We start from the raw sequence: 12,005 nt of genomic DNA on the forward strand, positions 1-12,005 counted from the left end.
AACCGATGGAAAATCTGCCAACCATAAAAATCTGCATCATAGAAGACGATGCCCTTATTTTAAAATCGCTTCAGCAAGTATTGAACAAGGCGGACGGTTTTAAGGTAACAGGAACGTTTTTTTCGGCGGAGGCTGCCTTCGAAATTTTCACCAACTACTACCCAGATGTACTGCTGTTAGATATAGATTTGCCGGGAATTAGCGGTATTGAAGCAATTCCGAAACTCAAAAAACTACAACCAGAGCTCAATATTTTAATGCTCACCGTTCACGAGGAGTCCGAGCTGGTTTTTTCGGCATTGCGACAAGGAGCCGTTGGTTATTTGGTAAAAGGTAGTAATTCAAAACTATTATTAGATGGCATTCGCGAAGTGTACGAAGGTGGGGCGCCCATGAGCCCAACTATTGCAAGACAAGTTATAGCTTCTTTCCGCCCTGAAAAAGAAAGCATTTTAAGCGATCGCGAAAACGAAGTGCTTCAAAGTTTGAGCAACGGCACCAATAACAAACAGATCGCCGAAGATCTTTTTGTTTCTCCAAACACAATAAAAGCCCACATAAAAAATATTTACAAAAAACTACACGTAAATTCTCGTGCCGAAGCTGTTAAAAAAGCCATGAAAAAAGGGTGGATTTGAATGAAGTTGAAGTTGAAGATGAAGTTGAAATGCTTTGTAGAAGTAAACAACAATCCTTCTAGGTTGATATTGAATATATAAGTAAAAAAACAAATGCAACCTTCCGAATATTAAACTTTAAAACTATGAATAACAGGCTCTTAATAACGTTAATATTATTTTCAGCAATTTGCCATGCGCAATCATTTAAAGGCAGTTTCGACCTTAAAATTTCACAAGAAAGCAATGATGGAAACCAACATATCGAAACGATTTCCTATTATTTTGGTGAAGAAAAAACAGCTACTATAATCCACGCCAGAGGCAATCAGCCATCATTGCGTTTAATTTTTAATCCTGCCGATTCTACCATTACCGGAACCTATGAAATGAATGATAAAAAAGGTGGCTATATATTACCGATGAATAATAAATATTGGCCAACGATGAAGTATGCTTTAGGCGAAAAAGACACTTTAAATAATTCAGAGCGGAACTTCACAAGTAATAAAAAAGAAATTGAAACATATAACACTACTGCGATTTCCTGTAGCAACGACAAAATTGACGCAACATTTTGGATAGCCGAAGAAATAGAACTGAGCCTCACCCAGGTAATGGCGTATCAATTTGTAGGGTCGGGAGAGGAAGGTGACGACCTTGAAATGTTAGCCAATTGCGGCATCAAATCACTTGCACTTTATACTTCACTTTTTGATAAAAAACGAAATAGCACCATTATTCTTCAAATAGAAAATCTTTCCACAAAAGTAGATATAACGGTTTTTAACACAAGTGGTTATAACCTTAGCGATATGCGAAAAGAGAAATAATTTAAAACCTGCAAGCTATGAGCTCAGCGATTCTTGTGGGTTTACCCCCTGTTGGTTTTAATCTGTCCACTTTATTCTTTCTTCTATGTTATATGATCTTTTTAGTAATAATATGCTGAAGTTGCAACTGGCAAAACCTACGTAAAACGTCAGTCTTTTCCTGTCGAGTTTTATCAAACCGACATCGCTCCGATCTTTCAATAAGTGCAGAAATGCACCTTTTAGTTTTAAAAAACGGGAGCTCCAAACTAAACTTTGAAGGCTCCCGCTATTAAAAAAATTATGTAATCGTTTTATTCGTATTGACAATTAACTGCTTGCACTCCTTCAAGTCCTGGCATTTGTTGTTCATTAAGCTGTGGTATGCTGGCTTGTGGAAATCCTTTTAACCGCAATCCTTTTACCGTTATGTTTCCTCCATTGGTTACGTTAATTGCATTTTTCCTAACGCTTACTTCAACAATAGCGGATGAAAGACTAGCCGCTCCTGGGTTTACCATAAACAGTTGCGGACTGTACACGTAAGCATTGGGTATATTTCTAAGATCTCCACCCTGTTGATGTTTTAACTGAACGCCATTCACTACTAAAGCAGGAACCGACGTATCCATGGGATTACCATAGTTGGCTATATTAAATTCAGGTTGTTGATTGGGATGTAATTTTCCTTTGTTAGACATATACAATCCTTGCGTCTGTGTCTGCCAATTCGGATTTTCGGTAATTGGCTCAGAGCCTATAAAAATTGCTTGATGCGATGTTTCAGCTTCAATAATAAGAGGTGGCAAAGATGTGTTTCCTGTTCCATTAAAATTGGCTTCTTGTCTATACGTCCCGTTTTTCACAATAATTTTTACCGGTTTTCCTTGCAATCGTTTCCCTTGAGCCACATTTAATGCTTTTTGCATAGTTGCAAAAGGGCTAGAATTAGTGCCTGAATTAGTGTCGTTTCCATTTGTGGCAATGTATATTTCTTCAGAATTATCGTTATTTTGATCATCTTCGGGGTCAGCTCCACTTGTGCCAGTTCCCATATCTATACTGTCTAAAATAGGATCGTCTGGATCTATAACATCTGCTTCACCGCAAAAACACAGTTCATCTATAAAAACCTCACTACCATCAGTGCTAGGGTAACGTTGTGCTAATTCCAGAGCGCTCATTCCATAAGGTGGTGTAACCGGAAATCCACTGCCCACCATCTGCATTTGTATCAAAGCCTTTACGGGAGTCCTATCTGGAAGAATCCTGAGTGGGATTCTAAAAGGTGTCCAATCGCTGGCATTTTTTGTAATAACCGAAGCGGTCTCACCAGGCATAACACCACCCGCGGGCATATCATTTTCTATAGCCAAATATGGAAGTATCCATAATTTATCCCCTTCTTTTAAGTTGGCTTTGTAATATCCACATAATGCCCCCGGAGTTTTTGATAGGGGGAAAAACATGTTTTTACGCATGAATATCTCATTTTCAGATAAGGTGGCACCTTCACAGTTTCCTTGGCAGGTAAATAACGAGCCGCTAAAAGAGCTTTTGCGCAATTGTTCTTTTATTGAAGCAGGGAGTTTGGCAAATTCTGCTGGTTTTTCTGCTTTAAGCATTTCCAACACAGATGCGTTCTTTATACGCACACCATTTCCATATTTTCCAGGAGTCTTAAAAACATTGCGCATATCAAAGCCTACCGTAGGTGTTCCGTATTTATCGCCCATATTTGTGGTTAGCCAATTTACTGGGTCGTCATTCCCTGTCCAATTTTGAAAATTTCCATTCGGAATTTGCGTACAATCTTCTTGCGCCTGAGCGTTCATTACCACTATTGTAAGTAGTAAAAGGAATAATTTTTTCATAAGGCAGTTACTTTTAAAATTTACTGAACAATAAATTCAGTTCTTCTATTTTTCGCTTTATTCATAGCCGTATCGTTAGAAGCGACTGGCTCACTTTCACCTTTTCCAACGATAGTTAATCTTGAAGCATCAACTCCAAATTCGTTTACCAAAGCATTTTTTACAGCCAAGGCCCTGCGATTTGAAAGATCCATATTGTGTTCATCAGACCCATCGGAATCGGTGTGGCCGGTTATTAAAATACTTTTTCCTGCTTCCGAATTAATGGCTTCAGCAATTTGTTTAATAATGCCATAAGCTTCAGGTTTTAGCTTATCGCTGTCCACATCAAAAGTGATGGCGGTAGTTGAATAACTCCCGGTTTTAAAGAGTTTGTTTCGAGGTTCTGGCAAGCCTTCTGCCACGCGGAGGTTGGTGATTAAAATAGCTTGGTCGTCCCCAATACCATAGGTGTCAAAGAGTATACTGCTAAAATTTTCCGTATCGTTTATAGCCCTAGGCGCGTCAAATAACTTTTCTCCATTAACATAGGTTCTGTACCGTTTGCCATTTACCGAAATTGCCACATGCATTCCTCCTTTAAAAACTTCACGAATATCTTTATTGGTTTTTCCTGCCGCTAGTTCACCAGCACCTTCATAATCTATAGATTTAAGATATTGTTCTTTAACCCATTTTTGATATGGTGAAAAATAACTTGATACATACCTACGACCAATTTTTAACGGTTTTTTTCCATCACCGAAGTACACCCAAAATCCAGCGGTCTGCGATGTATTATTATCGCTTATATTATAGGTGCGTACATCAAATTCTACGGTAAATTCTTTTGGCAAATCTTTGGGAAGGTCTGGTTCGTACCAAGTGTCGTTATAGAGTTTTAACCATTTTACTTTGGGGTTGTCACTTAAAGTAATAAGCTCCCCCGAGCCGTTGGTATTCCAAAGTTGTGGAAAATCGCCAACAGGATCGCTCGCAAAATCGTCAAATAGTATAATATCTTCACCCGGCACCCAATCGCTCTTTTTATACATAGTTACTGTTTCGGTTTCAGAATGCGCTACCGTAGAATTATCATTTGTCTGGCTGTTATTTTGACCATCGCTCGTTCCGCCAGGAGCGGTGCTTCCTGTAGAATTATTGCCATCGTTACCCAAAATGGTATCCATTACTTTATTGGTTTCCTTTTCGGTTTTCTGCTCAAGCTTGCGAGTAACAGCATTTTCTGCTTTCTTCTCTAATTTTTTCCATATTTGTGCCTCGGCTTTTTGTACACTCAAACACACAAAAAGAACTGACAAAATAAGTGCTGTAATGAAGTTTATATTTTTCATATTTAAAGGTTTTAACAATGGGGATGTTTATAAAATTCAAAGCTAGCTTTAATATAAACGGTTGTTTATCACCCGTTTGGGTAATTTTTACCGTCTATGCTACATTGAAAGAATAAAACAGTTCATTTAAATTGAGTGAAACCTTTATGAAGTCTTTTAGAAACAAAATGAAATTGATTGCTTATTTTTAGGCAAACAAATTTTTAAGAAATTATGACAAAGATAAAATTAGGCGACAATACTATCGAAACAATAGGAACCCTTCCAAAAGTGGGCGATACGGCTCCAGATTTCGATTTAACGGCACAAGATTTAAGCTCAAAAAAACTATCAGATTACAAAGGATCGCGTGTAGTTATGAATATTTTCCCCAGCATAGACACCAATGTTTGTGCAACTTCGGTGCGAAAATTCAACGAAAAGGCAACGGGGTTAAAGAACACCAAGGTGCTTTGTATTTCTAAAGACCTGCCTTTTGCCCAGCAACGATTTGTAAATGATGAAGAAATAAACAACGTTACCAACCTTTCCGATTTCCGCGATGGCAACTTTGGAAAAAACTACGGGGTGGAAATGAGCAGCGGAGCCTTGCGAGGTCTTCATTCGCGAGCCGTTGTAGTTTTAGATGAAGAAGGAAAAGTAATTTACAATCAGCAAGTGCCAGCAATTGGTGAAGAACCAGATTATCTTTCCGCCTTAAAAACCCTTTTATAATGTGGAATTCATTTTTGGGAAAGCGCCTTAAAGCATTTCGTTACGCTTTTAAGGGCGCTTTTCTTTTACTTCGGCACGAAGCGAGTATTCAAGTGCAAACGGCGATTGCCATTGTAATGACCATTACTGGCTTTTATTTTGAAATTTCCGCTGTTGAGTGGATGTTTCAAATTTTTGCAATTGGCCTTATTCTAAGTGTTGAAGGGCTGAACACCGCTGTAGAGAAGATCGCAGATTTTGTGCACCCCGATTTTCACAATAAAATAGGATTTATAAAAGACATAGCTGCAGGTGCCGTATTTTTTGCCGCGGTAACTGCGATAATTATTGGATGTTTTATTTACATTCCGAAGTTTTAAGCATTATAAAAATCACCCAAATGGGTAATTGAAGTTTCATTAATTTGGTTGTAAGTTTATTTTTTAAATAAATTTTCAATAACTTTATTGTAGCCAAATTAATTGATTATGAAACAATTAGCCATTTTTTTATGTGCGTTGCTTTTCTCAATTCTGAGTATTTCGCAAACCAAACAAGCCCCCGAAACTCCTTCGCCAATCATTTTTATTTACGATGCCAGTGGCTCTATGTGGGGGCAAATTAAAGGCAAGACAAAGATGGAAATTGCGTCTACGGTGCTTTCAAATTCAATAAACGATTTTGCCGAAAATCAAAAGATAGGTCTCGTAGCTTATGGACATCGAAAAAAGGGAGATTGCCGCGATGTAGAAATTTTACTTCCCATTAATAACACTTCAAAAAACAAGGTGGCGACCGCTGTTAAAAGTATCAAACCTTTGGGAATGACCCCGCTCGCCTACTCCGCCTCTACGGTTATTGACCAGCTTCGGAAAAGCAAAGAAAAAGCAACCATTGTTTTAATTACCGACGGAATAGAATCCTGTGATGGCAATATCTGCGATGTAATAAAAGCAGCCAAAGCCGAAGGAATTGATTTTAAACTTCACATAGTTGGTTTTGGATTGAAAAAAGGTGAAACCCAACAATTGGAATGCGCCGCAAAAGCAGGCGACGGCAACTATTATGACGCAGCCGATGCCAGTGGTTTAGGCGATGCAATGACCGAAGTTGCTTCGGAAACGGTAGACAAACCAAAGGGAAACCATGGCATATATGCCACGATGAACGGCCAGCCAATTGATGCATTGGTACACGCATATAAGGCAGGCACAAAAAATAAGGCCGGAGGAACGCGAACCTATAGAGACACATCCTATGTTTACCTGCCACAAGAAACCTATGATCTTGAAATTCGCCCACTTGAAAACTCAAAAGTAGCTCCAATCTTTATCAAAGGAGTTAAAACTTCGAATGAAAAAAAAACCTATAGCATTGTAAGTTTTGACGGTGGGAAGTTTTTAATAAAAACTACTAACAATGATGCGGGTTGGGATACAACAGTAAACGTGAAGGATGAAAATGGAAAAAATGTTGGAGGTGGTCGCACCTATGGCCAATCAAAAGAAATAGAGTTAAATGCAGGAACCTACAGCATAGTTATAAAAGCAATTAAATTAAATGGATTGCAAAATAAAATAACCTTAAAGAATCAGGTTATCACAGGAGGTGAAACTACTGCAGTAGATTATAATTTTGAATCTGGCACCTTGGAAATCTTACCAAAGGGCGGGGGTAAATTAATAGACTGCACGGTAAATGTAATTGAAGTTAACTCCCGTACAAGTGTTGGGGGTGGTAGATCTTATGATCGTGGTGTTAAGATGAACATCAACCCCGGAACATATCAAATTAAAGTAAAGGCACTCCGCAAAACTGGCTTTGAAGGTGAAAAAGTAGCAACAGTTACAATTAAAAAAGGTGAAGATAAAAAGCAGGAGTTTCAGTATTAAAAAAATAGTATGAAGTCTAAACACCTAATTTCAATCATTTTGTCCTTTGTTTTATTTGGATCCATAGCAGCTCAGAACAAACTGGGCGAAGGTTTCTTTTCACCAAAAACAGATGAAATAGAAACCCTTTATTTATACAATATTCCCAACAGCAGAGCTGGTAGTCAGGAACGGCCAATAGACAGTATCACTTTTGTAAAAAGACACGCCAATTATGCAGATGGTATAGGGTATGCGCCAAAAAATTTTGCACCCTTTAAAGAAAAACTGGATTACGGTCTTTTTATCCTCCGCGTAAAAAAATTAGGTATCGATTATATTGAAATTATTATAAATGAAAACACTGGCGAAACCGCTTACGTAAATTCGCAACAGGGGCGTTTTATAACCTGGGGCGAGTTTTTTCTGAATTGTCATTCGGTGGAATTTATAGATAAAAACCAAAAAGTATTTGATAACCCAATGATAAAATCTGCAGGCCGAGTAGTAAGTCCCACAAATTTTAGAGTCCGATACATAATGGGCGATTGGATGGAAGTGGAAATTTTAGCAGACGATTACAACACCGAAAAGGGAAAAGGCTGGATACGTTGGAGAAAAGACGAAGAACTGCTGATTATCTATAATCTATTCTCATAGCATTTCAAGTTTCACGTCTAAAATTTAAACTATGAAAAACATCTTTAAACCCGCGCGAATCGCCTTTTATATTTTAATGTTGGTTACCTTTTTTATCGTTGGTCTCTACTTCGCAGGGCTTATTGATGCTGGTAAAGGACAAGGATTAGCTGGCGGTGCTATCGTTGTTGGATATGGCTTTCTCTTTGCAGTAATCGCGTTTATAGCGTCCTTTTTTATAGCTCATTTTGCCACACACAAATTTATAGTGTATGCAAATATTGGGTTATTGGCAGTTATTATTATTGCTTACGGAATCACCCATTATCGGTATGTTCAGCATCAAAAATCGAAAGAAAAAAAGGAACAATTTAGACCCAAATCAACTACTCCAACATCGCAAGTTGAACCCATGGGAATGGTAACGTTTTACAAACATGATGGCTCGCTTCCAAATTCAGTTAACATTCAAGATGAAGAAAATGACAAATTAGGTCTCGGATTTTTTAAACCTAATTTTTTTCAGTATTCCACTCTTTTTTTTTACGGAAATGTAACGTTGGAAAAATCGATAACCCAACATAATCCCGTTGATAGTCTTCCTTTGGGTCGCGATCAATTTGGTGATTTTACCCTTATTGCAGCACCGCCCTGGCTATTGCCAGAAGCAATGAACCCTTCTTTCGGAATCTTTTATTTTAATGTGAAATCTGTGAGCCGTGAGTTTATTGAAGTAGAAGTAAATAAAAAAACAGGGCAGACAGCCTATTTAAACAAACACATTGGTCAACTTCTCTTTTGGCCGGAATTTTTACTTTCAACAGCTTCAATTGAATTTTTAGAAGGCAAGTCTCAAACACCAAAAATAAAACCATTGGATTATGCAGCCGAAGTACACACCCCATTTTTAAAAATGAAACCATTACAAGTAAAAGATGAGTGGATACAAGTTGTTTTAAAAAACCAAAATTTTCAGGAAGTGGACAAAGGCTGGATTCGCTGGAAAAGAGACAACAAACTATTAATAAAATTCGAGCTTCCCAACATTTCAACTCCGTAAATTGCCCGTTTTAAAGCAGGGATTTTTTTATAAAATTTTATTTAGCTTGTGCCGTTGTATATTTGTATTTTTGCTGAAAAGACAACCGTTCCCTTAATGGCCAAAAAGAAGAAAAAAACAACAACCAAAACACCGCGTAAAAAGATACGTTTTTCGCTATCCAAGCAACAGAAAATACTCTTGGGTAGCTTTTTGTTTTTGTTGGGGCTGGCGCTTTTATTTTCTTTTGTTTCCTACTTTTTTACGTGGCAAGCAGACCAAAGTGAAATAGGGAATTTGGCAGAACGCAAATTACCAACACAAAACTGGCTCAATAAATTTGGTGCAAATGTGGCGCACTTCTTTATCTACGATGGTTTCGGGGTTTCGGCATTTATTTTTGCATTTCTAATAGCCTTAACCGGCGTTTATTATTTCTTCGATTACACCAAGAAACAGCTCTTAAAATTTTGGTTTTGGGGATTGTTATTAATGCTTTGGGTTTCTGTATTTTTCGGATTTTTCAGCGGAAAGGCAACTCTTTTTAGTGGAATAATTGGTTTCGAAACCAACGATATAATGCAAGATTATATCGGGTTTATTGGCGCCGTGTTAGTCATGGTTTTTATCCTTATTTTCTATTTAGTGGTTAGACTAAAATTAACCCCAGAAAAGGTAATTAGTGTTTTCAGCAGCACTAAAAAACAAATAGTCGCAGAGTTTAATTCTGAAGAAACAAATGAGACTATGGCTCAAAATATTTCAGAAAAGGAAATGCCAGCAAAAGAGAAGGAAGAAATTAAAGCACCTACTGTTGAAGAAAAAACCGCTCCAAAACCCCCTGCCATAGAGAAGTTAATACTTAAATCTGATGTGGAAGGCGATGTAGAAATGGAGGTTGAACAAACGGCTGATGAGGAAGAAATTGAAAACTTAAGCAACAAACTCGTGAAGGATTTTGGGGAGTTCGATCCAAAATTAGACTTGAGTAATTATAAGTTCCCTAGTATTGAACTACTGCGCGATTACACCATTGGGGCAGGAATAACGATTGATCAAGAAGAACTTGAAGAAAATAAAAACCGTATTGTTGAAACCCTCAATAACTATAAAATAGGCATTGCAAATATTAAGGCCACGGTTGGACCAACGGTTACGCTTTATGAAATTGTGCCCGACGCTGGAATAAGAATTTCTAAAATTAAAAATTTAGAAGACGATATTGCCTTGTCACTTTCCGCGTTAGGAATTCGGATAATAGCGCCAATACCCGGTCGCGGAACGATTGGGATTGAAGTGCCAAATAAAAACGCGAAGATTGTTTCTATGCGTTCGGTAATTGCTTCGGCAAAGTTTCAAAATGCCGAAATGGAACTACCCATCGCTTTTGGAAAAACCATTAGCAACGAAACCTTTGTTGTTGATCTTGCGAAAATGCCACACATGCTTATGGCTGGTGCTACCGGACAGGGAAAATCTGTTGGGTTAAATGCGGTGTTGACTTCACTTTTATATAAAAAACATCCTGCCGAAGTAAAATTTATACTGGTAGATCCTAAGAAAGTTGAACTTACACTTTTCAATAAAATTGAACGACATTATTTAGCAAAACTGCCCGATACCGAAGAAGCAATTATTACCGATACAAACAAGGTAATTAATACATTAAATTCGTTGTGTATTGAAATGGATGCGCGTTACGATTTGCTGAAAGATGCCATGGTGCGTAATATAAAAGAATACAATACAAAATTTAAAAATAGAAAGTTGAACCCGCATGATGGTCATCGATTTTTGCCCTATATTGTTTTGGTAATTGACGAATTTGCCGATTTAATTATGACCGCTGGGAAAGAAGTTGAAACACCCATCGCACGATTGGCGCAACTTGCACGAGCAATTGGCATCCATTTAATTATTGCTACCCAACGCCCTTCGGTAAACGTAATTACAGGTATTATTAAAGCCAATTTCCCTGCCCGAATCGCCTTTAGAGTAACCAGTAAAATTGATTCGCGAACTATTTTGGACAATTCTGGCGCCGATCAGCTAATAGGGCGCGGTGACATGCTTTACACCCAGGGTAACGAACTTACTAGAATTCAATGCGCATTTGTAGATACACCTGAAGTTGCAGATATTACAGAGTTTATAGGTGCGCAAAAAGCGTATCCCGATGCCTACTTACTGCCAGAATATGTGGGGGAAGATGGTGGCACAACTATTGATAATGACATATCGGAACGCGATAAACTGTTCCGTGAAGCTGCCGAAGTATTAGTTATTTCACAACAGGGCTCCGCTTCATTGTTACAACGAAAGCTTAAATTGGGCTACAACAGAGCGGGAAGAATTATTGACCAACTGGAGGCGGCTGGCATTGTTGGCCCCTTTGAAGGCAGTAAGGCACGGCAAGTTTTAGTTCCAACAATTGACGCTTTAAACCAACTTTTAGACAACGAAACAAATGACAACTAAAATGAAGTATTTCAACATTCTATTATTAGCACTTTTCATCACTTCTTTTTCTTACGCCCAGGATGCTAAATCTATGCTAAAAGAAGTTTCAGAAAAAGTTAAAAGCTACGATAATATTGCTATCGATTTTAAGTACAATCTAAACAATTCCAAAGAAAATGTAAACCAGGAAACTCGCGGCGATGTTACGCTTCAAGGCGATAAATACGTCTTGAATATGCTTGGCACAACCCGTATATTTGATGGAAAAAACATTTACACTATTGTACCCGAAGATGAAGAAGTGACCATTTCGGCATACAATCCTAAAGACGATAAGGATATTACACCTTCAAAAATGTTGACTTTTTACGAAAAAGGATACACTTATAAAATGGACATCGAGCAAAATGTAAAAGGTCGAAAAATTCAGTATATAAAACTTATCCCCATCGATTCAAAAGCAGAGATAAAAGATATTCTTTTAGGAATAGATGTTCAAACCAAGCACATTTACAAATTAATTCAGACTGATGCGAAGGGAACAAAATATACGCTTACCGTAAATTCCTTTAAAACAAATCTACCCGTTTCTAAAACCTTGTTTACTTTTGATGAGGCTAAATACAAAAAAGACGGTTACTACATAAATAAGCTATAGCCAGATAA

General features: G+C 37.8%; 11 protein-coding genes. 9 read left to right on the forward strand and 2 right to left on the reverse strand.

The annotated features are described in order from the left end of the window. Positions 1–5 precede the first annotated feature (5 nt). A complete protein-coding gene (locus K8089_RS08290; RefSeq protein ID WP_237602811.1) occupies positions 6–638 on the forward strand; it encodes a response regulator transcription factor in 633 nt (210 codons plus the stop codon). 125 nt (positions 639–763) lie between these two features. Next, on the forward strand, positions 764–1,450 hold the full coding sequence (locus tag K8089_RS08295) for a hypothetical protein (RefSeq protein ID WP_237602812.1): 687 nt from the start codon (positions 764–766) through the stop codon (positions 1,448–1,450). Positions 1,451–1,743: 293 nt separating this feature from the next. Here K8089_RS08295 and K8089_RS08300 read toward each other — a convergent pair whose 3' ends face one another. Both K8089_RS08300 and K8089_RS08305 read right to left on the reverse strand, forming a co-directional pair. Beyond that, on the reverse strand, positions 1,744–3,303 hold the full coding sequence (locus K8089_RS08300; RefSeq protein ID WP_237602813.1) for a DUF1565 domain-containing protein: 1,560 nt from the start codon (positions 3,301–3,303) through the stop codon (positions 1,744–1,746). Between the two features lie 20 nt (positions 3,304–3,323). After that, positions 3,324–4,637 (reverse strand): OmpA family protein, encoded by a 1,314-nt coding sequence (locus K8089_RS08305; RefSeq protein ID WP_237602814.1) that lies wholly within the window; start codon positions 4,635–4,637, stop codon positions 3,324–3,326. A 213-nt stretch (positions 4,638–4,850) separates the two neighbouring features. On the opposite strand from K8089_RS08305, the gene tpx reads away from it, so the two are divergent. From tpx to K8089_RS08340, 7 genes are all read left to right on the forward strand, one after another. Continuing rightward, positions 4,851–5,351, forward strand: a complete 501-nt coding sequence (gene tpx / locus K8089_RS08310; protein WP_237602815.1) for a thiol peroxidase — start codon at positions 4,851–4,853, stop codon at positions 5,349–5,351. Further along, entirely contained in the window at positions 5,351–5,710 is a 360-nt protein-coding gene (locus K8089_RS08315; RefSeq protein WP_237602816.1) for a diacylglycerol kinase, read from the forward strand. Before tpx ends, K8089_RS08315 begins: the two co-directional genes overlap by 1 nt. 108 nt (positions 5,711–5,818) lie before the next feature. After that, the gene (locus tag K8089_RS08320) at positions 5,819–7,222 is read left to right on the forward strand and encodes a vWA domain-containing protein (RefSeq protein WP_237602817.1); all 1,404 of its coding nucleotides are present in this window, start codon (positions 5,819–5,821) and stop codon (positions 7,220–7,222) included. A 9-nt stretch (positions 7,223–7,231) separates the two neighbouring features. Further along, complete coding sequence (locus K8089_RS08325) at positions 7,232–7,861, forward strand: hypothetical protein (RefSeq protein WP_237602818.1); 630 nt, start codon at positions 7,232–7,234, stop codon at positions 7,859–7,861. Positions 7,862–7,892: 31 nt separating this feature from the next. Beyond that, positions 7,893–8,900, forward strand: a complete 1,008-nt coding sequence (locus tag K8089_RS08330; RefSeq protein WP_237602819.1) for a hypothetical protein — start codon at positions 7,893–7,895, stop codon at positions 8,898–8,900. 96 nt (positions 8,901–8,996) lie between these two features. Next, complete coding sequence (locus K8089_RS08335; protein ID WP_237602820.1) at positions 8,997–11,357, forward strand: FtsK/SpoIIIE family DNA translocase; 2,361 nt, start codon at positions 8,997–8,999, stop codon at positions 11,355–11,357. A gap of 1 nt (position 11,358) precedes the next feature. Then, complete coding sequence (locus tag K8089_RS08340) at positions 11,359–11,997, forward strand: LolA family protein (protein ID WP_237602821.1); 639 nt, start codon at positions 11,359–11,361, stop codon at positions 11,995–11,997. Positions 11,998–12,005 lie beyond the last annotated feature (8 nt).

It is taken from the genome of Aequorivita vitellina (genome assembly GCF_022008365.1).
In the GTDB taxonomy this organism is placed as follows: domain Bacteria; phylum Bacteroidota; class Bacteroidia; order Flavobacteriales; family Flavobacteriaceae; genus Aequorivita; species Aequorivita vitellina.